Source organism: Labilibacter marinus (assembly GCF_001659685.2).
Taxonomy (GTDB): Bacteria; Bacteroidota; Bacteroidia; order Bacteroidales; family Marinilabiliaceae; genus Saccharicrinis; species Saccharicrinis marinus.
Genome location: NZ_LXYE02000012.1, coordinates 98496 through 124007 on the forward strand (window position 1 = coordinate 98496; position 25512 = coordinate 124007).

Here is a 25512-nt window from a genome sequence, read left to right on the forward strand (position 1 = left end):
ATTAATTTTGTCTACAATCTAGTATTATCTTAGACCATAATACAAATGCTTCAACATATTAATTGAGTGAAAGCATCTAAATTTCTTAATCTCCCAAATAATTGCAATATTTATGCGCTATAAACATTCTTATCTGACAAAATGAAACTCCTTACACTAACCTTAGTAGTGCTGATTATCTCAGCAGGCTTATTCGCACAAGAAAAAATGAAAGGTTACCAAGCCATAACCGAAAGTAGAGTTAAAACTCAACTTGAATTTTTAGCCTCAGATTTTACTGAAGGGCGCGAGCCAGGAACTCTGGGTATAGAAATGGCTGCACAATATATTGCTTCAATGTATCAGTATGTTGGATTGGAGCCATTTAGTATCGACGATAATCGTCCCTCATTTCTTCAAACGTTTCCATTAATAAAATTCGGACAAGAGGATAAAGTTAATATTGAGATTATTGAGACTTCAGGAAGTATATCCTTAAATCATAAAGTTGATTATACATGTAATGTTCGTTCGGATATTGGATTTGATATTGAAACGGAACTGGTTTTTGCTGGCTACGGTATATCTGATCAAGAAATAGGGTATGATGACTTAAAAGGTTTGAATGTTAAAAATAAGATTGTGGTAATTTTAGGAAGCTATCCCGGAGTTCATGATCCGGAATCTGAATTAGCCAAAAAGTTCTTACCTAATCCTAAAGACTATAAGCCTTACCGAAAAATATATAGAGATAGAATTGATAATCTGAAAGCCAAAGGAGCAAGAGCAATTTTTGTAATTGGAGAGGATGATCAGGAGATGCTTTATTCCGCAGAAAACAAAAAACTTCGATATAGAAATAAGCATATGGAGTCGGATGCTCCATTAGATTCATACTATAATTATCAACTTAAGTTAGTAGGTGAAGTTGACGATGTATTACCATCGGTATATATATCGCGAAGAATAGGAGATTATTTACTTAAAGAATCTGGTAAAACAGTTAGTGAGTGGCGAAATTTGACCGTAAATACTCAAAAACCAGTAAAAGCTAAGATCGAAAAAAGAGTTGCTTTTTCTTATAGCAGTCAATCTAATGTAATTCAATCGAGCAATGTGTTGGGAATGATAAAAGGAGAGATTGAAGATGAATATGTAGTTGTAGGTGGGCATTATGATCATTTAGGAAAATACAATGGTCAAATATTTAATGGTGCTGATGATAATGCTTCAGGTACTGTAGGTGTAATGATGCTAGCCAAAGCTTTTAAAGAGAGTGGAGTAAAGCCTAAGAGAACTATGGTTTTTGCTGCGTGGACAGCAGAAGAGAAAGGTTTATTGGGTTCAAGTTATTTTGTGGAGAGCATGGATTCGAGTCAGATTAAATATTATCTAAATTTTGATATGATTAGTCGTAATGGGAAGAAGGATTCATTAAAAAATAAGGCTCATTTTATTTACACCAGTGGTTACAATCGGTTAGAAAAAACTATAGCCAACTCTGTTAAGGAAAATGATGTTCAGCTGGATATTACGTTTAGACCCAAGGAAAAGCCAACAGGAGGAAGTGATTTTGCTCCCTTTGCGAAAAAAGGAATTCCAATAGGATACTTTTTTGCTGGTTGGCACGATGAATATCACCAACCGCAGGATGAAGTTAGCAAGGTTGATTATCATAAAACTACAGAGATAATTAGAGCTGCTTATTTTAATTTATGGGATATTGCTTACGAAGAAGAATTGGAGAAAAAGTAAAAGACTGAGTAAATATTTAACCCCGTTTTGAATTGCAAAACGGGGTTTTTTGTGACTATTTTAGTTGAAAGTATGTTGTTAATTTTTTTAGGTTATCGGCTTGGGCCTTTAATGCTTGAGCACTAGCAGAAAGCTCTTCGCTGGATGAGGCTGTTTTTTGAGTGATGCCATTTAAACCAGTAATAGTGTGGTTTATTTGCTCAACGCTACTTAGTTGTTCCGAGCTTGATAAGGAAATCTCTTTTACCAAGGCTGTTGTTTCTTCCATATCCGTCATCATCTCATCCATTCTTTGCTCGGTGTTAGAAGATAATTCCAAACTATTTTCTGATAAATCGATAATTTGACTGGCAGCATTTTTACTATTGTCAGCTAGCTTTCTTACTTCTCCTGCAACTACGGAAAAACCTTTCCCAAATTCTCCAGCTCTAGCTGCTTCAACGGCTGCATTTAATGCTAATATGTTAGTTTGAAAAGCAATGTCATTGATGATGCTAACCCTGTTCGAAATATCTCTTGTTGCTTCTGTTGCTTTTTCTGCATGAGAATTTACTTCAGAAATTCCTTGCATTGCTTTGTTAGAGATGTGTTCTGTTTTCTTTGTGTTTATGGTGTTTTGTTTAATGTTACTTGCCATCTGCTCCATGCTCGAAGATACTTCTTCAATAGAAGTCGCCTGCTCCACCGAAGCTTGTGATAATTGAATAGAAGTGGAATTGACCTGTGAGCTTGCCGATACAATATCTTCAGAGCTGGTGGTTATTTTACCAACAATATCTTTCAGTCCTGTTGCCATTTGGTTCAAGGCAGAACCTAACTGACCTACTTCGTCCTTTTGAGTAATATTTAAACTAGATTGTAATTGCCCATTGGCGATATTTTGGGCAAAGTTAATGGCCAATTGTAAGGGTGCAGTAATAGATTTACTAATAAAAAAATTAGCCAGTATAAAAAGGCCAATAATGATGATTAAAGCAATGCCAATGGTTGTTTTAATAGATGTTACAATTTGCATTAAATCCGATTTGAATACCGTTACAATAATATAAGCATCAATGTATTTCGAATAATTATAGTAGAAAATACTTGTTTCGCCATTGTTTGTAATGGTAAATGAACCTTGGTTGTTCTCTTGTGAGGTAAGTTTTTTAAAAAGTTCTGTTTCGCTGATGTTGTGTCCTTTAAGTTCAGGGTGTAAAATGTAGGTTCCATCTGAATTTAGTAATGATGGGTAACCATTTTGTACATATTTTCTTCGATTGAAGGTAGCTGTTAGGTAGTCAAGGTCTTTTTCTTTAACCGAAGAGCAAATTAGTCCAATTATTTCCCCATCGTAATAAAAAGGATTATATGCTGATATATACCATTCGTTTTCAATGTAATCTCTACTGCTTGTGTATGATCCCTTTAAGGTGGCTTCGGCAATAGGTGAATTATTGGTTATAAATGTATTTAATACGCGTTTTCCATCTTTGTTTTTTACATTGGAAGATATGCAGACAAAGCCATCTGGAATGCGTTGAAAGATTCTGGTGGTGCTATAGGTTAAAAACTCCATTTGATCAACAAAATTAGAATCGTTGTATGCGTAGTGGCCATTGAAGTATAGAGTAGGTAAGTTAATATTTCTAATGAATTGGTTCTTTTCGTTGATAATGGGTGTTTGTTGAAGCTTGTTCTTATCTATGGTAATGTTGATGGTTGTATGAAGTTGTCCCACTGCAATTCTAAAGGCGGAACTTAAATTGTATTTTTTGTCAATAGCTTGTCGCGAAATTAATTCACTTAAGTCTTCTGACTGCTGCGACATAAAACTGTCGTTATTACTTAGGATTTGATTCTCTTGAATATTGATAATAAATACTCCAAGTATAAAAATTGAAATGGCAACAATGGTACTCAAAACGAAATTGAGTCTTTTACCAATGTTCATATTTGTAATTAATTTCATCAGCTCTCCTTTTTCCAAATGTTAATTCTCTGTTCAGAATGCCTACGCTATCATGTCTTTAAGGTTTTATATTTATGTAGGGGTGTTTGAATTGATACAGGGGTGTTTGATAAGTTGTTGATGTGTAAGGTGCAGTTATTCAGTATGTAGTAGTTTTTTTATTTCTTTCTGCAATATATCGGTGGGGGTAGATTTAAGATCCGTGATCCCCTTTTTCGGTAGTGATTTTGATACGGGATTAAGTATATGAAATTAGAAAGCCGCTATCGAATTACTTCAACAGCGGCTTTCAATCTTTAACCAAACCTAACCCTAAACTATGAGAAAATTTAAGCTCTTAAATATCTTGTCGAACTTTCGTTCTGTTGTTATCCTTATGATTACGTTACAAATATAAGTGGCTTTTTTAAATCGCCAAAATATTTACACCAAAAAAACGTTAAAAAGTATTAATATGCTTATTTATTTGATAAACGACTAAAATTTGTAGTTAAAGTTAATGGAGAAATATTCTCTAAATTGAACTTTGTTAGACTCATTACTAAAGTACCTTAACTGTGTGTTAACTCTGGTTGATAAAAATCGATTAATACGCATATCAAAGATGATTTCCCAATCCACCTGTTTAAGTGCTTCTCTTTCGGATTGCGCAGAGAAGCCAATAAAGGCATCTAATTTTGATTTTAAATTTAGTTCAGTAGATATTTTCCAATTAATAACATTAACTATAGAAGCTCCTGTATTATAAGCAGTTTTTTTATCCAATGCAACATTATATGTTGTCTGGTCTACCTTTGCTGTATCCATTACATAAGTCATTTTTGAGGTTAAGGGAGATAATAAAAGGGTAAAATCTTTATTTCTCTTATAATCCATACCAATCGCAAAAGTTAAATAAGCTGGAGACATAAAACCCGAGATGGTATTCTCTCTTTCCTTACCATCGTAACCATTAAAAAATTGTGATTTAAAGTCGAATACTCCAGAGTAATACCATTTTTTTGAGGCTTTGATACCATATTTAGTATTCAGATTGATTTCATCCGAATTAATTTGCACTGGATAGCTCTCTGAACTAATAATTCCAACTTTATGGCGCGCATAATTTTCCCACTCGATTTTATCTTTTTTATAATTAGCTTTCAGTAATAAATCACTTTGTAGGGCAACAGAGTTTTCTCCCCCTTTTGTCCAGTTAGATAAATAAGCTTGAGAAAACTGAACGCTTTCTAGCCCACTAAGTGTCCAAGGGCCTTTCTTTTTTATACGTTTATCTAATTTATCGGGGGAGGTTACTTCTTCATTTAATAATCTTCTAATTCCTTCATTGGCCGAACGTCTTTTTAAATGCTTTCTATCTGTTATTAATCGATGAGGTTCTGGAATTGTTTTTAATACATGTTTAACCAGATGAGGTCGGTCTATAAAGAACTCTTCGTTTTTTCTTTTTGTATCAAAGGTGTAAGGAACATAGCTACTAAAGTCGCTACCTATATTCATCTGTTCCAGATAACCTCGTTCGTCATAAAGTAATTGTTCTTTTACTAATGTGGGTTTGTACTCAATTTTTAGGTCGTTACGAGGGTAAAACATTAATCCCATGGTAAACTCTTTATACTTCCAGTAGTTTGTATTTAAAGTAAGTACTTGGTTGGTATAGAACTCAGTTGAGTCAACAATAAAAAACTTGTGGTTTAAATCCACCGAAGTCCAATACTGGGTTCTTTTCTGAATGCTATCACTATAGCTTTCTGCATTAATGATATTATCAATGGCAATGTCAAAAGATTGATCAAGCATTTGTGCTTGTGTCTTGTTTGCATTAACTAGCAGAAATAGAACAAGAGGAATGCTCAATGAACTAGTTTGAAGATAAGAAATAAGCTTCATAGTAAAAATACAGCTAATGTGTTATGTTTATCGTTTTTAGGTTATTAAGCCTTTATCACGAAAAATCGTGCCATTGTGCACAAAAATAGTCTGTTTTTTTACTTTTATAAATAATATAAGGTTTAAATGTTAGTGTCTTTTTTCAGAAAAAGGAATTTCTAAGTTATTCTTTTTCTACTTCCTTTGTGCGTTCTTTCTTTTCTTCCTTTTCGGCATTGTTTTCTGCAGTAATAAAAAGTAAGGAAATTGAGTTTACGCAATGACGTGTATTTTTGTTAGTAAAGCCTTCGCCAATAAAAACATGGCCTAAGTGCCCCTTGCAATGGTTACAAACGATCTCAGTTCTTCTACCATCCGCATCAGGTATACGTTGCACCGCACCTTTAATCTCGTCATCGAAACTAGGCCATCCGCAATTTGATTCAAATTTGTCGTTGGAATGATATAAAGGAGCCTCACATTGCTTGCATACATATGTGCCTTTCTTTTTGTTGTCATTATATTCCCCACTGTAGGGCATTTCGGTTCCTTTACTAATAATTACTCGTTTCTCATCAGGACTTAGTTCGTTATATTTTTGCTTCTGTGCGTTCATATTTATTACTGTTGATATAATTAGTATGGTAGTTATCAGTGTTTTCATGATTAATAACTGTTTAAGTAAAGTAAACTCTTTAAATAAAAACAGGTATATATGTGATTTGTTTAGGAGATACCATAATTGTTTAGACTTTTTCTAAATAGAACTCCATAATGCATATTACGTTTCTTAATTATTGCTTGGTTGTATAGGGCTGTATGTCCTAGTATAGCCTTGTTTTTAGAAGAAATAATAGCTTTTGAATGTGGGTTGTGTTTAAATACTAATGTCCTTAAATACACTTGTATAAAGTTGGTTTTTTCAGTTGTTTTTCTAAATTTGTTAGCGATCAATTGAAAAATTTCTCACCCTTAAAAATCAGTTAAAAAATGGGATTAAAGATTATTGTCCTTGCCAAGCAGGTCCCCGACACCAGAAATGTTGGGAAAGATGCTATGAAGGCAGATGGAACGGTAAACCGTGCCGCATTATCGGCTATTTTCAACCCTGAGGATTTAAATGCGTTGGAACAAGCTTTGCGGTTAAAGGATCGTTATAAAGGATCTGAGGTTACCATATTAACGATGGGACCAGGTAGGGCAGCCGACATTATTCGTGAAGGATTGTACCGTGGTGCCGATAAAGGCTATTTGTTAACCGATAGAGCATTTGCGGGTTCGGATACATTAGCCACTTCCTATGCTATATCATGTGCTATCAAAAAAATTAAATCGTTCGATATTATTGTTGCTGGTCGTCAGGCCATTGATGGTGATACCGCTCAAGTTGGTCCACAGGTGGCCGAAAAATTAAACTTACCACAAATTACTTATGCCGAGCATGTAAACTTTGCTGAAAATGGTAAAATATCTGTTTTAAGAAGATTAGAGCGAGGTGTTGAAACTGTTGAAGCTCCGTTACCATGTGTAATAACTGTAAATGCATCAGCACCAGATTGTCGTCCAAGGAACGCCAAAAATTTGATGAAGTACAAACATGCAAAAACAGTTACAGAAACCCAAGATCAAAGCGAAGATTACATTGATCTTACAACGGATCGACCATACTTACAGATTGAAGAATGGAGTGTAAACGACATTGAAACTGATGCCAAATGGTTAGGACTAACTGGTTCTCCAACTAAAGTGAAGAAAATCGAGAACGTGGTTTTCCAAGCGAAGGAATCCAAACGTATTTCGAATAATGAGGATGAATTAGAAGAACTAATTGTTGAGTTAATCGAAAATCACACCATAGGATAGGCTTGGTTATCGATATCAGTTTTATTTAAAGATAAAGGGAAAACGCAGCTTTGGGCTACGATCTTTTTATCTAAAAATCTTAAAGAAAAAATGGGTAACGTATTTGTAATTTGCGAAATAGAAGAAGGCAAGATAGCCGATGTAAGTCTTGAGTTACTTACCAAAGGCCGCTCACTTGCCAACGACCTAAAATGCAAACTCGAAGCAGTTGTTTTAGGTCATCAAATAAAAGGAATTGAAAAACAAGTGTTTCCTTTTGGTGTAGATGTTTTACATGTAGGAGAGCATAAAGAATTAGAGGTATATAGAACTTTGCCTTTTACTTCAATTATTGTTGAACTATTTAAACAAGAGAAACCTGATATATGCTTGTTGGGTGCTTCAACATTAGGGCGTGATTTAGGTCCACGCGTATCTTCCGCACTTCAAAGTGGATTAACAGCAGATTGTACTTCTCTTGAAATAGGTGATCATACCGATAAAAAAGCAGGTAAAGACTATAAGGATTTATTATATCAAATTCGTCCTGCATTTGGAGGTAATATTGTAGCTACTATTATCAATCCAGACTGTCGTCCACAAATGGCCACGGTTCGTGAAGGAGTCATGAAAATGGAAGTGTTCTCTGAAGCACACAAAGGAAAAATCAAAACCATTGACGTTGAAAAGATACTTAAACCAGAAGATTTGTTGGTTAAGGTGCTTGAGCGTCACATGGAAAAATCAAAAGTAAATATTAAAAACTCATCTATTATCATAGCTGGAGGTTATGGTATGGGTTCTAAAGAGGGGTTTGATCAGTTATATCAATTGGCCGAGGTTTTAAGTGCCGAGGTGGGGGCCTCAAGGGCTGCCGTAGATGCAGGTTTTGCCGACCACGAGCGCCAAATTGGACAAACAGGAGTTACCGTGCGACCAAAACTTTACATTGCATGTGGTATCTCTGGCCAAATTCAGCATACGGCGGGTATGGAAGAATCGTCTATGATTATTGCCATTAACAATGATTCTAATGCGCCCATCAACAAAATTGCTGATTACGTGATTAATGGCGATGTAAATGACATCGTTCCTAAACTGATTAAATTATACAAGAAAAATACGAAATAGTCATGGCTAATTTTTTTACAGATAACCCCGATTTAAAATTCCATTTGAGTCACCCTCTGATGGAAAAGATTGTGGCATTAAAGGAGCGTAATTTTGCCGATAAAGATAAGTTTGATTACGCGCCTATGGATTTTGAGGATGCCATGGATAGCTACGAAAAGGTATTGGAGATAGTGGGTGAGATATGTGGTGATATTGTTGCTCCTAATGCCGAAAGTGTGGATCAGGAAGGTCCTAAAATTGTTAATAATGAAGTGATTTATGCCAAAGGTACACAGGAAAACCTGGATGCTTTGGTAAATGCAGGTTTAATGGGAATTACACTTCCTCGTAAATATGAGGGATTAAATTTTCCGATTGTACCATATATTATGGCAGCCGACATTGTTTCGCGTGCCGATGCTGGTTTTGTAAATATTTGGGGGCTTCAGGATTGTGCTGAAACGATCAATGAATTTGCAGATGAAGAGCAAAAGGCAAAATATCTTCCTCGTATCTCTAACGGAGAGACTGCTGCAATGGACTTAACAGAGCCTGATGCAGGTTCCGATTTACAGGCTGTTCAGCTAAAAGCTACTTTTAACGAAGATGATGGTAAATGGTATTTGAATGGTGTAAAACGTTTTATTACCAATGGTGATGGACATGTTTCACTGGTTTTGGCACGTTCTGAAGATGGAACACAAGATGGTCGTGGTTTATCCATGTTTATTTATGACCGAAACGAAAAAGCAGTTATCGTTCGTCGTTTAGAAAATAAAATGGGTATTAAAGGTTCACCAACTTGTGAGCTTGTATTTAAAAATGCGCCTGCTGAATTAGTTGGTTCTCGTAAAATGGGACTAATTAAATATGTGATGGCATTAATGAATGGTGCTCGTTTGGGTATTGGAGCTCAGTCAATTGGTGTTTGTGAGGCCGCTTATCGCGAAGGATTGAATTATGCTAAAGAGCGTAAACAATTTGGCAAATCTATTATTGAATTCCCTGCGGTATATGAAATGCTTTCAACCATGAAAGCTAAGCTAGATGCTTCACGCACGCTGTTGTACGAAACATCGCGTATGGTGGATATATATAAAACTTACATGCATATTAGCGATGAACGTAAGTTAGAGCCATCGGAAAGGAAAGAGATGAAACGTTACCAAAAAATGGCCGACTTCTTTACGCCATTACTTAAAGGTATGACCAGTGAATATAGTAACCAATTGGCTTACGATTCGCTTCAAATTCATGGTGGTTCTGGTTTTATGAAGGATTATCCGATTGAACGTATCTATCGTGATGCTCGTATTACATCTATTTATGAAGGAACTACCCAATTGCAAGTAGTTGCTGCTATACGTGGTGTTACAACGGGTGGATATGTAGATAGAATTCGTGAATACGAGGCCATGGAATTAAAGCCTGAGTTACACGGTTATCGTCGTACTTTAATTGGAATGACAGAAGAATATATTCATGCAGCAAAAACGGTAATTGATGTGAAAGACAATGAATATATTGATTTTCATGCACGTCGTTTGGTCGAAATGGCTGGACATATTGTAATGGGATACCTGTTGTTACTAGATACGCAACGTGAGGAGTCGTTTAAAACTTCAACCGAGATTTATATTAATATGGGTAAAGCCGAAAACTATGCTAGAGCAGAATTTATTCATAGCTTTAGTTTAGATGACTTAGGTGCCTATAAACATATTTAAAAAGAAAGCTTATCTTATAAATATAGCCGAATCAAGTTAGTTGGTTCGGCTTTTTTAATGCCAATATCGGTAGTATTTTCTTAAAAATGTTAGTTTGCTTTTTATAGATGTGTTGATGCGTTAATGTACATATATTTAATAGGTTATGGTTTGTCACGTTTTTGTCACGCCATATTTTTTGATATATGCTTTGGTTTGTATTACTTCATATTGGAAAACAGATGACTATTTATAAAATGAGAGGCTTTAGGAATTTTAAGCCTACAATTTATAACTAGCTACATTACTTTTTTTTAGATGTTTTTTTTCATCTAATACTAATTAATTAAGCATTAACAAACCTTAAACTATTGAATATGATTGAGAAACTTAGATGCGATAGTCGAATTGCAGATGTCAATACGGTATCGATGCAAATATTAGGAATTCTGCAGACAAACGATTGGAGTTCTGATTCTCACTTAGGTTCTATTATTAATGAATTGAGGCAATTGCAAATGCAGCTTAACCTTACATTTAATCAATCTAAAACAGAATTATTGCTGGATGATAAGGATATAGAACGTGCATTCAAATTAAGATCGCTTTTATATTTGCTTCAAGGATTCATTCATCATCCTGATTCTACCATTAATGAAGCAGCCAAAGAGGTAAAGGCAGTTTTTGATGTTTATGGCATATCAATTTCATATGAAATAAGCAATGAAGAACTATCTCTAATGAAATCTTTGTTAAACGATTTATATACCACATCATTAGTTGAGGCTATGAGTGTTTTGTCAGGTTGTATGACCTTGCGAGATGAGTTAAAAATAGCTCAGAATAATTTTGAAAATCTCTTAGTAGCGCATCAAAGCAAAAATGATATGGGAGAAAAAAGAGTTAGTGCTAACTCCTTTAAAAAGAAACTTGTGTATTTAATAAATAAAAAACTGCTTGTGTATTTGATAGCTATGTATCAGGTGGATAAGGCTGTGTATGGCGACCTTTGTATAGCAGTAGCTCAAGTGATAAATAGTAATAATAATGAAATAAAAGTAAGGTTAGATCAAGCAGTAATGGCTAATGTTTAATAAAAGACAGTTTTTTACATACGGGCCGTATAGGTAATTTTAAAAGTAATTTTTTATGAATGTGAGCTGACGGATTGATGAGGAATTACCTATTGTTTTTTCTATACGTAAGTCGGATTATTACGTTAATTTAAAATTATCGATTTTTTTGTTAAAAATGTCTCTTGAATTAATGCATGTTTATGTGGTTTAAAATATGATTTGTCAAAGTATGACCTATGTCACGTTTTTGTCACGCACGATTCTTGGTGGTTTTTATAATATTCTTTTACTTGCATCAAAATACAACCAGAGATTTTATTCTCGACAATTATTTAAGCAGTAATATTTTAATAGTAACACAATTCAAATATTATTGAAGTGGGGCATACTTTATTAATCATATCACTCTAATGAGAGTGTGTAATAATAAAGCTTTATAATACGAAATATTGGAGTAGAACTTTACTATCTATAGTGAAATTCAACTTTTTATTATTAACAGACCCTAATAATTTACCATGATTGAGAATTTAGGTTATAACAATCGAATACAACAACTTTTTGATGTTGTAAGGCAGATAAATATTCTTTCTAAACGAGATAATTGGAATTCGGATTATCATCTGATAAGCATTCTGAAATCTTTAAATCAATATACAGAAGCGCTAGGGCTTCAGGTGAAAAAAATAAAAGTAGACGGACCGTTCGAGCAAAGTGCATTGCTAAAACTTCAGCATTTGGAAGCTTTGCGTGGATTATTAACAGGGTATACTTTCCATCCAGATGAGTACGTTAAAAATTGCGCCATTAAAATTCGCTCTATAGTAGATCATCATTCAATTGCCATCGAAAATGACAACTGTTTTATTTACTCTAAAGGTATTAAAGCATTGCTAAAAGATTTAGTAAAACCAAGTATAGTTTCATTAATGGATCCTTTGCCTGGTGTGATTGAACTTTGTGATAAGTTTTACCATGCACAATATAATTTTAATCAATTATTAAATGATTCTTCGACTCAAGATATTAATCATGAAGATTGGGAAGCTTTATGTAAGTTGAAAAAAGTAATTGTGGATTTAATAGATCAGAAATTATCTATCTATTTGAAAAGTAGAATTAAAGGAGGTGATGTGTTTTATGCAGATGTTGCTCTAGGTTTGGCTAATATAATTACCGAAGTACGTAATCCTAATACAAATTTAAAAACACAAAATAAGCTACAAGAGGCTTATTGTTAAAAGAGAGATAATAATTTTAATACTAAAGGGATAATTTAAGTCGTAAGGTTTAAATCATCCCTTTTTTGTGTAATACCAAATTTATTTTGGAATGAGCCTTAAATTGTTTTGAGGATATTATATTGAGTTAAAAGGACAAAATAATAAAGCTCACTTCAAGGTAATATTGGTAGTATTAAAAAAAGATGAATTGTTTTATGGAATTAGGCTCAGGAGTGCATCCTACCAGAAAGAAAACCTAAACAATACATTTATGCACTACAGAATTCTAACCTTATTGCTGCTGGTTATGGCGAGTTGCACAGCTATACAGGCCAGCGATTTACCACACTCCCGAACATCAAGTTATTATAAATACATCTATCAATTAAAACCTAAAGAAGCCAAGTCTATTTATAAAAAAGGACTGGCTGAAGTGGATGGTTCGTACTTTCATAATTTGATAGATTCGGTACCTAATGATTCTGTTTTTAATACCAAGTTACCACAGGGTACTTATTTATTGGTTTGGGCGCAGCAAAATGAGCTTAAATTCGAGTTGAGGTCTTATTCTGACCTAGAGCTATTGGTACATAATAATTACGCTGATTTATTTTTAACAATCTCGGATACTTCAGGCGTTGAGATTAAAGATGCCAAAGTGAAAATTAACGGTAGTATTATTCGTTATAAACCTCAAATTAATGCCTATCAAAAACATAAGACCAATAAGCGAGGTTGGCTCGAAATAATGCATAAAGGCTTTACTAGCAATCACTATCTGGGTAATAATGTAGACAAAGGGGTTAAAACTCGAAAGATTACAGGAAGCGTGCCGATCAAGTATCTTTATGTGCCAGTACGTTTGCTGGTTTATTTACCGTACGATTTAGTTCGGAGTGTCTACAAATTAAGACCTTGTGGACTGTTTTATTATATCTACAAACCATTTAGAGATGTGTATTATTCTATTTTTGGATATGGCACTACTGGTTGGGTAAGGGGCGTTGAGCAGAAATGGCAAAAGACTTTTTATAAAAATTATGCGGGGTATTGGGTATATAGTAAACCCAAGTATAAGCCTAACGATACGGTTCGTTTTAAATCGTTTGTTACCTATGAAAACGGGAAGCCGTTAAAATTAGAGCCCTTAGAAGTTGAGCTTAGTAGTCGATCTTGATGTGAAAAAAGAATCTAAATTTTTAATGTTAGAAATCTCAATTCCTTCTGTTTGTTCGTACCATAATAAACCGCTGACTTGGTGGGGTAGGGAGCATAGAGAATACCATAAGGAGAAAGTGAGTATTTATTATGAAACACTACCTGAAGGTAAAAAGCAAATTTTAATTGATTTAGTGCCAAGATATACAGGTAAGGTTGTGTTAAATCCTGCATTAATGGAACATATGTATTTTCCAGTGTTTCATGGAAATAATGAAGTGAAAAAGGTGCGTGTAGAAAACTCTGAAATGTAGATAAAAAAAAAGGCGGCTGTTTTTAAAACAGCCGCCACAACCATAAAAATGGTGATTAAAGCGTACTCCCTATATAAGGAAGCGAATTAATATAAAAAATCAATTGTTTTTAATTTAAACCTAATTCTGTCATCCACGACTCTACTTTCATCGGGGTGTCAAAATAATACAAGGTATCTTTAACTAAATGCTTAACACCTTCATCTTCGTAGGTATACTCAATAGTGAATGTTCTATCCTCTTTATTGTATGTTCCTGTGCCAGTTACATTGGTATAAGTATTAGATGCCTCGTCGCCTAAAACTTCTACGTTAGTACCATCAATGTGTAGTTTAATGGCATTGTTTTGCTTATCTGCTCCTAAATAATCAACACGTGAAGAGTCGCTAGATAAGGTTTGAAAAGTTTTGTAGGTGTTATCTACTAAATCCTCATTGGCATAGGTAAATGTATCAACAGGTGCTTCACTTGCATCAAGTGTGTAATCCACTCCTTTTATCCAATATGCACCATAGTACGAATTGTGATATTTAATGGCTACAACAGTTGAGTCTTTATCAGGCGCTATAGAGTCAATGTTATTTTTATTAGTGATTCTTATAGGTAGTGCATAGTTTATTGTATGCGCCTTTGGATCATTAATAAATTGCTCATTCAAGGTTACTTTAACGGTACCTAAAATTTCACCTTTTTTAATAACAAATTCTGTATTAGATATATCATAATAGTCGGTAGGTAATAACTCCAAGTCAGGATAATGATCTAACATTGAAGGTTGAATTTCAAAGTTAACTACTTCTTCTTGGTCGTTTACATATTTACCAGCTAATACAACACCTGTTTCAAAGCTCAATTCTTCACCATCTTCTAAAACAAGAGTACGTAATGGCGTTTGAAGTGCAAAATATGTAGAGGTATAATCAAAATCTGCCTTGTATTCGTCGTAGCACGACTGCATCAAAAGTATTATACCGATACAAGCTAATAATATCTTCTTCATATCTTAATTTTTAAAAATTATCGATTTATTACCATCCTTGGTTTTGGGTAATAAACTCTGTTTTATTCAACTCATTTAAAGGTATTGGACAATAGAACTTGCTATTATCATACGCTAAATCGAACATGCTAATTCGCTCCATCACAAATACTCCTTCAGTAATTTGTTCAATGTCTATCTTTTCAATGTTTGAATTCAATTGGTCTTTCCAACGTCTAAGATCAAAGAAGCGATGTCCTTCAAAACACAGTTCTATACGACGCTCATTTTTAATTAGAGCTCTCATACCTTCTTGTGTTGTTATACTAGCCAAGTAATTATCTGGTTGAGTAATACCCGCTCTTCTTCTAACTTCAGCCATAGCGGATCTGGCAGTTACTCCGTTGATCGCAACATCAGGTCCGCCAGCTTCATTAGCTGCTTCAGCAAAGATTAAAAACATCTCGCCTTTGCGGAATAATGCGTTGTAATGTTTTGCTTTAGACTCGTTACCCGGAACCATGCTCACCTCGTCGCTTAACCATTTGCGCACATAATAACCCGTTCTGGTAGAGTTATCGATGGTTGCATTTGCACCACCAATCATATCTTTACCTCCGTTGTAAGTTTCAACTGCTTCACCTTTAAAAATAGCACCATTGTATAAAATGCTCATATAAAATCTAGGGTCACGGTTTTCGTACATGTTGGCATCATTTGCATCGTCATATGGATAACCATCTGCCATTGGAAAGGCATCTACCAAGTTTTGAGTAGGATTACATTTTCCATTTCCATAATAAGATGGAGGGAAGTTGCGATCTTCAATACCATTATCACCTTGTTGATTACCTTGCATCTTACGATATATGATTTCATCGTTTTGAGGATCATTAAAGTAATCGTTCAAACCATTTAAGTTGTACACATTAGGAAGTTGCCATGAACCTTCTGTTACTGTTTCTATTACAGCATGAGCTGATTCTGCTGCTGTATTCCAACTGATACCTGAACCATTGTATGCCGGACTTGCTCCGTATAGGTTTACTCTAGCTTTTAAAGCTAAACAAACAGGATCTGTTGGTCTACCTAAGTTAAGCGTATTGGTATACGGATCGTTAGTGTCATCCCACTCTAGAGGTAAATAAACCATCGCAGAGTCAAGGTCAGTCATAATTTGTTTTACACAATCCTCGTACGAATCTCTTGGTAGTTGTTCGTAATTTGTAATGTCAAATACTTCTTTTACAATTGGAAAACCAAGTAAATCTCCGTTAACATCAATACCGCCAAAGCGTCTTAATAAATCGAACTGAGTCCAGGCTCTTAAAAAATAAGCCTCACCAATAATATTATTGGTATAATTCACATTATCAATAGAGTCTGATTTTCTAAATAAGATATCATGGTTCTCAATGATTTCAAAAAATTCATTGATGTTTCTGATGTTTTCATATCTGCTATTCCAAGTACTAACAGGATTATTAGTTGAATTCCAGAATGATGAAAAAGTAATCATCTTATTTAAAGGGTCAGTTAATTCGTTGGTAATAGCATTATCGGTTGCTACATCCAAAAATTGTCCTCCTTCATTGTCATATACGCTTGGTATAGCGCTGTATGCTGAAGTTACTAGCCCTCTGATCATTTCAGGTTGGGTAAGTATCTCCTCATAGGTCCTTTCTTCAGTTATTTTAGGGTCTAAAAAGTCCTCACAAGAAACCAACCCTAGCAGAAGAAATGAAATGATATATATATAATTCTTCATAATTGTCTTAATTTTTATATTTAAAACGCAATTTTAGCTCCTAATGAAACTGTTTGATAAAGCGGGTATTTTGAAATACCTGCATTAATATCTTCAGGATCTAAGTCTTTGATTTTTGAAATTGAGAACAAGTCTGTTCCTTTTACATAGAAGGTTATCTTGCTAGAAGATATTTTCTGGCTAACAACCTGTGGTAAAGTATAACTTAATTGTGCTGTTCTTAATTTAAAATACGAACCGTTTTCCATCCAGTAACTTGAGTTGCGGTAACTGTGGTTATTAGAATAAGTAGTTAACCTCGGGTAATCGCTACGTAATACTTGCTCAGAATACTTTCTTTCAGCAAAGTTGTAGTAATACGAGTTGGTCAACATTTTGTCTACATCAGCAACCCCTTGACCTAATAGGTATAAATCAAAACCTTTGTAAGCTACATTTAACTTAAGTGCATAGTTGATTCTAGGTGCCGAATGACCAATCATTGTTTTGTCATAAGTGTCAATTACATTATCACCTAAATCATTAGTTATATCCATCAGTTTAATGTCGCCAGGTTTTAATTCGCCATAAGATGAAGTAACTCCGTAATTGATGATATCTTGTTCATCAGCATAAGAGCCATCGTAAACCCATCCCCAAATAGCATCGGTTTCTTTGCCTTCTCTATTTTGGTGCTCGTACACATTTAATTCGTCATATTTTTCATGAACTGATTCTGAATACATGAAATTACCACCAATTAAAAAATGAACATCACCAATTGAGTTAGAATAGTCAACTGCTACGTCAACACCTTTATTGCTTATCTCGTTGTAGTTTAATGTAGGAAATACATTAGAAACGTAATAAGGGATTTGTGTTTTTGACTCAACAGGAATATCCGATCTAAGCTCATCAAAATAGTTTACCTCAAATGAAAGTTGGTTGTTGAATAAACGACCTTCTAATCCAAGGTTTATCTCTCTTGATTTTTCTAGACCTATATTTGGGTTTCCAAGTTGAGATACCTTTTGGCCATAAGCCACTGGAGTAGTAGAGTTGTTAATACCAAAACGTACAGAGCCTGCGCCACCATACTCATTGCGGTAAATAAAATAGTCTAAGCTATTGTCGTATCCCATTACTCCATAACTACCTTTTAGCTTTAAGTGATTAAATAAACCATCCTTAAGGAAATCTTCGTTAGAGATAACCCAACCGGCACCAACTGCACCAAATAACTCGTATCTGTTTTTATGCTCAAATCGGTCTGTTCCCATCATTGAGGAAGATCCTTCAATTACATACTTATTGTTGAAAGCATAGTTTAATCGAAGACCAACATTTACACTTTTATCATCCTGTGTAGTGGTTGCTCCATCTTGCAATGTTTTGTAAGCAAAATGAGATGAGTTAAATACAGCATTTGCTAAAACTGCATGTTTACCAAATACTCTGTCGTAGTTAATTTGAGCATTAGCATTAACAAGTCGAGTAAAATCATCTGCAAGTTTTTGCTCATTACCTTTGGCTACGTCGTTACCAACCCTAACTAAAGAATCTTCTCTAGCTACTTTGTAACTAGCATACTCTAAGTTTTTACCAATAGAGATAGTGTTGTATGTATCAAAGCCAATATCTGCACGTGCAGTAAGTCCTTTTACATACTTGTTAAAGTCAAGATCCATTCCTAAAGAGGTTTTTGCAACAAAACTCTCGTCGTTAACATATCCCGTTTTTGTTAAATCGCCATATAGGTTTGTTCTATCTGCTACTGGACTCCAACCTAATGAATCTGGGTTTTCTCCCATTGAACTAACAAATACTGGGTAGTCGTTTGGTCTATGAGTAGATAATGCTGAGATGAAATCATTGGCTGTTACATTCGATCTCTTTCTTAAACCCATTTTAGTGCCTAAGTCAAGATTAAGTTTAATAACATCATTTACTCTATAATCAATGTTAGATGCTAAATCTAATTGGTTATAAGAGTTGTCATCTCCTACGTTTTCAAGACCATCTTCATGGGTAAAACCAAAGTTCACAAAATATTGTGTTTTATCGTCACCACCTTCAAGCATAGCAGTTATTCTTTGATAGTCGGCGCTATTCTTTAAGAATCTATCATGAAAGTCTTCGTTAGGGTACATTCTTGGAGAAGTACCATTTCGATAATGGTCAATTTGTTCTTGTGTATAATATGGTTCTAGTCCATCGTTTGTACGAGCCTGATTATATAATTCGGCATATTGTGCAGAATTTACATATTTAGGATCAATAGTAGGTAATTTTAAACCACCCTCAACAGAAAAGCTAAGCTTACGAGTTGCATTTTTACCTCTTTTAGTAGTTAGCATAATTACGCCATTAGCAGCAGAAGGGCCATATAACATTTTAGCAGTGATGTCTTTTAATACATAAATAGACTCAATGCTTTCTAATGTAACATCGTACAATGAACGATGTGGAACACCATCAACAACTACCATGGGCGCATCGGCATCTCCACCTCTGGATCTACCGCGAACCTTTAATGAAGCACCATTTGCCCCTGGTTGCCCTGCTGATTTATTTACAAGTAATCCTGCAGCAAGACCAGCTAACGCAGCATTTGTTCTGTATTCTGTAGAACGTCTGATTTCATCACCAGATATAAAATCTACTGCTCCTACCAAGCGTTCGTTTTTTATCGTGGTGTACGGAAGCTTAACTGTTTCCTTTCCTTTTGTAGGAGACAGTTCTACCTCCTCAATATTAGGTTTATTAATGGTATCGCTTTGCGCAGATACTTGTATAGCACTGGCAAGGAGCATTAAAAAACATAAAGAAATTATTTTATACATATTTTTTTCTTTTAATCTGTTAACAATGATTACCAACCAGGATTTTGTTCAAACTTACTCATCATGTTAATAGTAGATGATGGGAATGGATACCAGTAGTGTTTATTTTCAAATACCCTTTCAGCAATCTTTTGTGTGCTATAGGTAAATCCTCCACTACCATCTTCGGTAATGTAAGCGCCGTAAATTCCTTGAGGTAAAACTTCATGAGCAATTCTCCAGCGTTTTAAATCCCACCAACGGTGCTGTTCAGAATATAGCTCTCTTGCTCTTTCATCACGGATGTAATCTCTAAAGGTTGCTTTATCTGTAGAATAAATACTTTGAACATCTACCATACCAACACGATCGCGTATTATATTAATGGCGTTAAGAGCTGTTAAACCAGCAATGCTTCCTGTTGCTTCTGGAACTGCAGCAGATGGTCCGTATAACTCATTGGCTAATTCAGCAAAATCAAGATATAATTGCGTAAAACGAATTAAAGAAAAGGTACGTGCGTAACCATTTGTTTTATCAGCTTTATTATTTCCAGGCCAACGAAATTTACCAGCATGAAAATATCCAGAGTAAGTACGACTTTTACCTTTTACATATTTGTAATGTTTACCGTTTGGTTCGTTTGATTCCAACTCCGGCGGAAGATTTCCTCGGAAACTCTTATTTTTGATGGTTAACATTTTATCCCCATGACAAAAGATGTTATTCTTTAATCGAGGGTCGCGATTGTTATATGGATCAGTCGGATCCCAAACGGAAGACATAGCAGCATCTTCAATTTTATAACCATCGGCAGTTTCGTACCAATCTACTGCGTTTTGTGTAGGAACTACATAGTTACCCCAACCGCCATCAAAATGAGGTAGGTACCATGCTGTACCAGTATTGTTTCCTTGTAAGTTAACCGTAGCATTACTTACATAAGGTTGAAAAATACCTTCGTTGCTAATTCCGTTAGTTCCAAGTCTGTAGAATATATCATTATATTGATTTTGAGGCATTAGCTCATATCTGTAATGTCCTAAAGCACTGTTTAATGCTTCGTTACATGCTACAAGCGCTTCTCTTGCTTTCTCTTGATTATAAGTAGGCGTACCTTTGAAACTTAAACTTTGAGAACGTGGAATATTATAGTGCGGACTTGCAGCATACAATAAGGCCATAGCCTTAACTGCTTTAGCAGTCGTTTTTGTAATTCTTCCTGCATCACGAGATTCTGTTCTTTCCCATGATTCTGGCAAATACATAATGGCGCTATCTAAATCCTGAATCAGCCATTCGTTACTTTCTAAATAAGAAGGGCGTTCAACATCAAAATCTTCATCTACACTAAAAGCTGTTTGCATATTTGGAAGACCTCCAAAGTCACGGATCAACATAAAATAGAACCATCCTCTTAAGAAAAAAGCTTGCCCTACTAATTGTCCTTTTAACTCCTGTGCCGTATATTCCGATTCTTCAGGAAAAGATTTAAGAAGATCAGCATTAGCTAAAATTTGATTACAAGCTCTAATTCCAACGGATGCTTCGGCGGGTACTTCTCTAGTTTGTAATCGGAAATTAAATTCAGAACTACCTCCATCATTTGTGGCTATACCTTCGTTTTGGCTATTACCCATAGTCCATCTTGTATGAGGTCCTTGCCAATCAAACCAGTCTCCAGTATTGGCATTTTTATTAATGCCAGATGCAGGATTTACGTGTTGACATTCATCAGAAAATGCTCCTACCTCTTGACCGTAGTCAAAACGATCATGTGCGTAATTATGAACAAGCAGGTTTACTCTATCAACTGCTCCTTTAAAAGTATAGTAATCACTATATATTTTTTCCTCAGTTAGCCCCATCTCAGGACTCTTATCCAAGTAGTCTTCGCATGAAAACAGAACTGGAATAAGAAGCATTAAAGCCAATATTTTATTTAATTTTTTCATCTGTTCAAATTTTCAGAATTTATTAGAATGTAGCCCTTAGACCAAGGTTATACCTTTTTGCAATTGGGTAAACTTCAAGTTTTTTGGCTTCGGGATCGAACTGTTTTGGAAGTTTTTGCCAAGTGTACAGGTTGTTTCCGTTTAAATACAATTCAAAGCCGTCAAGTAATGTCTGCCATCCTAAAGCTTTTTTACCAAACCTATATTTTACTTCTAATGACTTAAACCTAAGGAAGTCAGATGACCTGTAGCTATAACTACTATTAATGCTATTGTATTTATTGTTTGTAGCATGTAGAGTAGGATGACTTGCACCTGTATTTTCAGGAGTCCAATAGTCAAGCATTTCCGTATTCAGCATTCTAAAGCCATATCCACCAGAAGTTTCATATTCCCACAAGTAGCTTGGAGATAGCTCTTTGTCTAGACCGAACATTCCGTTAAACATAGCATTTACACTAAAGTTTTTGTAAGCAAGGTTAATAGAAAAAGCATATGTTTTAGACGCATATGAAGGGTTTCCTATAGGCACCATATCTGACTTAGTATTAAGTAAACCATCTCCATTAAAGTCAGTGTAGATAAAATCTCCAGGCATTACATCGGTTCCTTCAGCTTGCGTATAGTTATATACATCGTTCCAATTTTGCATAATGCCATTATTGATGTATCCAGGTTTCCATCCGATTGGTTTTCCTGCGTTTTTCTGGTAGTCTGGAGTGTAAATAAGGTCATCTCTATTTACCACACGGTTTTCACTTAATGAGAGGTTACCTGTGAAACGGTATTGAAGATTATTACCAATATTTCCTCTAAAGATTAATTCCATATCGATACCATGGTTTTTAGTTTCTCCAATGTTGGCATCAGGATTTGTATTACCAAAGTAATTTGGAATCGCATTTCTTTTCATTAAAATACCAGTACGACTTTCATTAAATAAGTCAATATTTGCTTTAATTCGATTGTTTAAAAAGCCAAGCTCAAAACCAAGGTTTTGCTTTACCGCTGTTTCCCAAGTTGCATCTGGGTTTGCAGGAGCACCTTCCATATATATGGTTTTGTTTACATCTCCTACTTCTGTAAAAGTAGTTCCGTATCCACCAAGACTATTGTTTTCAGCATTACCATCTGATCTACTAGTGTAGGTTGAGATGTATGTAAATCGATCAGCTCCTTTATCGCTACCAATTTCACCCCAAGAATATCTTATTTTAAAGAAATCCATGAATGATAGGTTGTCTTTTATGAAACTTTCTTCTGAAACAACCCAACCTACTGCTAATGAAGGGAAGAAACCAAAACGTTTTCCAGGTGCAAATTTCTCACTACCATTATAAGCACCATTAAATTCAGCTAAGTATTTATTTTGGTACCCATAAGTAGCTCTACCTACCCAGCTTTCTTCAAATGAAGGGAAACTAACTTTACTTCTAGCTTTTCTTCTGCTCCAAAGTGCTAGGGCAGAGATATTATGTGCTCCAAGTTCTTTTTGATAAAGTAAAGAACCTTCATAGTACAAGTTGCTAGCATATTTGTCAATCTCTTGCTCATTATATTTTAGTAAACCTTCTACCATATCAGGATCAGAACCAAATTGAAGTAGTTCCATGCTTTCGTGGTTAGCTTCGTAATATAGGGGATCAGCAGTGATAGAGCTTTTATACATTCTATTAAAACCATGCGACATTTTTCCTTTTAATAGAAAATCTTTTAGAAAGCGTTGTTCTAATATGATATCAGTGTTAATCGTAGTGGTTTTTTTACTGATTTCGCCTTCGCGTTCAAGTTCTCCTAAATAGTTAAATTTAAACCAGTCGGTTGCAATTTCGGGGTCTACACCTAGTTCTCCATTACTTAATACAGGAGGCGCTCCTACTTGCATCCAGCTATAAAGTCTTGCTAAAGAACTTCCACCTTGATCTGCAACACCATTTCCGGAACCATCATTTGACACACGGTTACCATGCCAATCTTTAAAGTTTCCAGATAGGTTAACCTTTACTTTTGTGGTTTTAGAGAAATTAAAATCAAGATTACTTCGCCAGTTATATCTTTTTTGCGAGGTACGTGGGTCAAAATGTTCTTGTTTGTCGATATCAAACATATCACCATCGTAATTGTAACCAAACGAAGTAAAGTATTTTACAAAATCGTTACCTCCTGAGATGTTTAAGTTGTACGATCTTGTTTCACCTTGTTCGATTAAATCGTTGGCCCAGTTAGTATACGAATAAAAATCTCTATCTCGATTTGGGTCAGCCCAAGCATCTATTTCACTTTGAGGCTTTAGGTTGCCATATTGCCCGTCATTTGTTAAGGCTTGGTTATAGTATCCAAGAGCTTCGTGATAAGGGCGTACGTAATCAGTTTCAATTACAGGAGATTTTATACCCCAATTGGCAGAAAACGATACTTTTGTTTTTCCTTTATTACCTCGTTTTGTAGTTACAACAATAACACCATTTGCTGCTTTTACACCAAATACAGCAGTTGCCGAGGCATCTTTTAATACAGATATAGACTCAATTTCGTTAGGGTCTAAGTCATTGAAGTCACGCTCAACTCCATCTACTATAAATAGAGGAGAGTTATTATTCCAAGAAGACTGTCCTCTAATTAAGATTGTAGCATCTGTAGAACCTGGTTGACCTGCTGCCTGCATGGTTGATACTCCAGGTAATATACCTGTTAATGCTTCTGAAACTGTAGTTACACTACCAGCTTGTAGTAATTCTTCACCTTTTGCTTGTGTAATAGAACCTACAACACTTGCTTTCTTCTGTGTACCATAACCTACTACAACTACATCGTCAATTAATTCTGTTTCGGCATTTAAGTTTACATTTAATACTGTTTTACCAGCAACAGCAATTTCTTGTGTTTCGTATCCAATAAATCGATATACTAACACTGCATCAGAACTAACGGATATTGAGTAATTACCATCAAAGTCGGTAATGGTACCTCGGGTGTTATCGCCTTTAACCACGATGTTTACACCGGGAATTCCTACTCCGTCACTGTCTTTTACAGACCCAGTAAGAGAAACGTTTTGAGCAACTACACTAAATCCTGCTATTACTAGTATTAATACCAGCATGGTGAGTCGTTTTAGTGCATTTGCCATGTTCAATCTTTTTTTCATATTACATAAATTACATTTGCGTTTTAGGATTTATAATTATCTAATTTTAAATGTTATGCATGCTGTTTACGGAGGTATGGACCACTTTCTAATTTTCATTATTTTAATTTTTTAGACATTTTTTAACATGGCGAAAGTATATGAGGGAAGGATTTTGACAGGGGGAATAACTGAACTTAATGAGGAATTTAAATTTGAAGCTTAAAATATGGACTTATAGGTACAGTAATTGAAATTGAATATTTAAGGAGATAAAAATGGAAGATGTAAATGGATTGTTAATTAACGATTTATTCTATTTAATTATTGGTGAAGTTATTTAATGTGCAGATATATAGTTATATGAAGGTGTTTGTGAGGCGGTAAAAATCATAAGTACGTTAATGTAATTTGAGGAGTTGAGTAGAGACTATATAGGGTGTTTAGATAAAAATATGAAGGGGGATTAAATAGGTTTGGTGTATAATGTATAATGTATACAAAACATAAAGATTTGTGTATCTTGTATGTTGTATTGTAAGTGTCAGTTGTAGAGTTGTTTGCGAGAATTGTTGTATGGTTGTTTATGTGTTTTTAATTCTGAAACTACCCAATGTTTGTATAAATTCTTTTTTTTTGTTTTTGAAATAAGTTGATTTAGTAAAGTGTTGTAAAATGATTAATGTCTCATGCAGTCAATTGGTTAAGGTTGTTTTTGGTAATTTTTAAGCAAGGAGGTTTGGATAGGGTAAGTATGGGCGAAATAGCGGGTAATAATAAAATTGGTAAAAATGGAGAGTTGTGTGTATAGTATTAGTATAGTTAGGTTATGATAAAGCAATGTTGTTTAATTAGTAATTCGTGGAGGTTGTAATACGCACTAATTCAGAGTGTTG

The 25512-nt window shown here is 34.8% G+C and carries 17 protein-coding genes; 9 read left to right on the forward strand and 8 right to left on the reverse strand.

What is annotated here, in order from left to right; all coding sequences use genetic code 11:
* Positions 1-141 precede the first annotated feature (141 nt).
* Positions 142-1734, forward strand: a complete 1593-nt coding sequence (locus A8L32_RS05560; protein WP_066628695.1) for a M20/M25/M40 family metallo-hydrolase — start codon at positions 142-144, stop codon at positions 1732-1734.
* A gap of 55 nt (positions 1735-1789) precedes the next feature.
* On the opposite strand, the gene A8L32_RS05565 is transcribed toward A8L32_RS05560, so the two are convergent.
* The 3 genes from A8L32_RS05565 to A8L32_RS05575 all read right to left on the reverse strand — a co-directional run bounded on the left by A8L32_RS05565 (position 1790) and on the right by A8L32_RS05575 (position 6218).
* Positions 1790-3685, reverse strand: a complete 1896-nt coding sequence (locus tag A8L32_RS05565; RefSeq protein ID WP_066628697.1) for a methyl-accepting chemotaxis protein — start codon at positions 3683-3685, stop codon at positions 1790-1792.
* A gap of 477 nt (positions 3686-4162) precedes the next feature.
* On the reverse strand, positions 4163-5485 hold the full coding sequence (locus A8L32_RS05570; RefSeq protein WP_075590197.1) for a DUF3078 domain-containing protein: 1323 nt from the start codon (positions 5483-5485) through the stop codon (positions 4163-4165).
* A 253-nt stretch (positions 5486-5738) separates the two neighbouring features.
* Entirely contained in the window at positions 5739-6218 is a 480-nt protein-coding gene (locus A8L32_RS05575; RefSeq protein ID WP_083631195.1) for a methionine-R-sulfoxide reductase, read from the reverse strand.
* A gap of 326 nt (positions 6219-6544) precedes the next feature.
* Between A8L32_RS05575 and A8L32_RS05580 the strand changes: the two genes are divergently transcribed.
* The 7 genes from A8L32_RS05580 (at position 6545) to A8L32_RS05610 (ending at position 13986) form a co-directional block, all read left to right on the forward strand.
* Entirely contained in the window at positions 6545-7417 is an 873-nt protein-coding gene (locus A8L32_RS05580) for an electron transfer flavoprotein subunit beta/FixA family protein (protein WP_066628702.1), read from the forward strand.
* Positions 7418-7507: 90 nt separating this feature from the next.
* A complete protein-coding gene (locus A8L32_RS05585; protein ID WP_066628705.1) occupies positions 7508-8527 on the forward strand; it encodes an electron transfer flavoprotein subunit alpha/FixB family protein in 1020 nt (339 codons plus the stop codon).
* A 2-nt stretch (positions 8528-8529) separates the two neighbouring features.
* Positions 8530-10236: an acyl-CoA dehydrogenase family protein gene (locus A8L32_RS05590; protein WP_066628708.1), complete on the forward strand. Its 1707-nt coding sequence runs from the start codon at positions 8530-8532 to the stop codon at positions 10234-10236.
* A gap of 356 nt (positions 10237-10592) precedes the next feature.
* The gene (locus A8L32_RS05595) at positions 10593-11309 is read left to right on the forward strand and encodes a DUF6261 family protein (RefSeq protein ID WP_066628711.1); all 717 of its coding nucleotides are present in this window, start codon (positions 10593-10595) and stop codon (positions 11307-11309) included.
* Between the two features lie 500 nt (positions 11310-11809).
* The gene (locus A8L32_RS05600) at positions 11810-12532 is read left to right on the forward strand and encodes a hypothetical protein (protein WP_066628714.1); all 723 of its coding nucleotides are present in this window, start codon (positions 11810-11812) and stop codon (positions 12530-12532) included.
* A gap of 253 nt (positions 12533-12785) precedes the next feature.
* A complete protein-coding gene (locus A8L32_RS05605; RefSeq protein ID WP_143525023.1) occupies positions 12786-13691 on the forward strand; it encodes a hypothetical protein in 906 nt (301 codons plus the stop codon).
* Between the two features lie 25 nt (positions 13692-13716).
* Entirely contained in the window at positions 13717-13986 is a 270-nt protein-coding gene (locus tag A8L32_RS05610; protein ID WP_075590199.1) for a hypothetical protein, read from the forward strand.
* 109 nt (positions 13987-14095) lie between these two features.
* Here the strand turns inward: A8L32_RS05610 and A8L32_RS05615 are convergent, their stop codons facing one another.
* Genes A8L32_RS05615 through A8L32_RS05635 form a run of 5 tightly spaced genes read right to left on the reverse strand, consistent with a single transcriptional unit; the run spans position 14096 to position 24619 of the window.
* Positions 14096-14986, reverse strand: coding sequence for a DUF1735 domain-containing protein (locus A8L32_RS05615; protein WP_075590200.1), 891 nt, complete (start codon positions 14984-14986; stop codon positions 14096-14098).
* Positions 14987-15014: 28 nt separating this feature from the next.
* Positions 15015-16733 (reverse strand): RagB/SusD family nutrient uptake outer membrane protein, encoded by a 1719-nt coding sequence (locus A8L32_RS05620; RefSeq protein WP_066628725.1) that lies wholly within the window; start codon positions 16731-16733, stop codon positions 15015-15017.
* Positions 16734-16753: 20 nt separating this feature from the next.
* Positions 16754-19555: a SusC/RagA family TonB-linked outer membrane protein gene (locus A8L32_RS05625; RefSeq protein WP_075590201.1), complete on the reverse strand. Its 2802-nt coding sequence runs from the start codon at positions 19553-19555 to the stop codon at positions 16754-16756.
* 29 nt (positions 19556-19584) lie between these two features.
* Positions 19585-21489: a RagB/SusD family nutrient uptake outer membrane protein gene (locus tag A8L32_RS05630; protein WP_066628735.1), complete on the reverse strand. Its 1905-nt coding sequence runs from the start codon at positions 21487-21489 to the stop codon at positions 19585-19587.
* A gap of 22 nt (positions 21490-21511) precedes the next feature.
* Positions 21512-24619: a SusC/RagA family TonB-linked outer membrane protein gene (locus A8L32_RS05635; RefSeq protein WP_158027201.1), complete on the reverse strand. Its 3108-nt coding sequence runs from the start codon at positions 24617-24619 to the stop codon at positions 21512-21514.
* A 679-nt stretch (positions 24620-25298) separates the two neighbouring features.
* On the opposite strand from A8L32_RS05635, the gene A8L32_RS23775 reads away from it, so the two are divergent.
* On the forward strand, positions 25299-25427 hold the full coding sequence (locus A8L32_RS23775) for a hypothetical protein (RefSeq protein WP_262495115.1): 129 nt from the start codon (positions 25299-25301) through the stop codon (positions 25425-25427).
* Positions 25428-25512 lie beyond the last annotated feature (85 nt).

Bases quoted from the DNA above. Each gene is read 5' to 3' on its own strand.
- A8L32_RS05560 (WP_066628695.1), top strand. From the start codon at position 142: ATGAAACTCCTTACACTAACCTTAGTAGTGCTGATTATCTCAGCAGGC.
- A8L32_RS05565 (WP_066628697.1), bottom strand. From the start codon at position 3,685: ATGAAATTAATTACAAATATGAACATTGGTAAAAGACTCAATTTCGTT.
- A8L32_RS05570 (WP_075590197.1), bottom strand. From the start codon at position 5,485: ATGCTTGATCAATCTTTTGACATTGCCATTGATAATATCATTAATGCA.
- A8L32_RS05575 (WP_083631195.1), bottom strand. From the start codon at position 6,218: ATGAAAACACTGATAACTACCATACTAATTATATCAACAGTAATAAAT.
- A8L32_RS05580 (WP_066628702.1), top strand. From the start codon at position 6,545: ATGGGATTAAAGATTATTGTCCTTGCCAAGCAGGTCCCCGACACCAGA.
- A8L32_RS05585 (WP_066628705.1), top strand. From the start codon at position 7,508: ATGGGTAACGTATTTGTAATTTGCGAAATAGAAGAAGGCAAGATAGCC.
- A8L32_RS05590 (WP_066628708.1), top strand. From the start codon at position 8,530: ATGGCTAATTTTTTTACAGATAACCCCGATTTAAAATTCCATTTGAGT.
- A8L32_RS05595 (WP_066628711.1), top strand. From the start codon at position 10,593: ATGATTGAGAAACTTAGATGCGATAGTCGAATTGCAGATGTCAATACG.
- A8L32_RS05600 (WP_066628714.1), top strand. From the start codon at position 11,810: ATGATTGAGAATTTAGGTTATAACAATCGAATACAACAACTTTTTGAT.
- A8L32_RS05605 (WP_143525023.1), top strand. From the start codon at position 12,786: ATGCACTACAGAATTCTAACCTTATTGCTGCTGGTTATGGCGAGTTGC.
- A8L32_RS05610 (WP_075590199.1), top strand. From the start codon at position 13,717: ATGTTAGAAATCTCAATTCCTTCTGTTTGTTCGTACCATAATAAACCG.
- A8L32_RS05615 (WP_075590200.1), bottom strand. From the start codon at position 14,986: ATGAAGAAGATATTATTAGCTTGTATCGGTATAATACTTTTGATGCAG.
- A8L32_RS05620 (WP_066628725.1), bottom strand. From the start codon at position 16,733: ATGAAGAATTATATATATATCATTTCATTTCTTCTGCTAGGGTTGGTT.
- A8L32_RS05625 (WP_075590201.1), bottom strand. From the start codon at position 19,555: ATGTATAAAATAATTTCTTTATGTTTTTTAATGCTCCTTGCCAGTGCT.
- A8L32_RS05630 (WP_066628735.1), bottom strand. From the start codon at position 21,489: ATGAAAAAATTAAATAAAATATTGGCTTTAATGCTTCTTATTCCAGTT.
- A8L32_RS05635 (WP_158027201.1), bottom strand. From the start codon at position 24,619: ATGGCAAATGCACTAAAACGACTCACCATGCTGGTATTAATACTAGTA.
- A8L32_RS23775 (WP_262495115.1), top strand. From the start codon at position 25,299: ATGTCTCATGCAGTCAATTGGTTAAGGTTGTTTTTGGTAATTTTTAAG.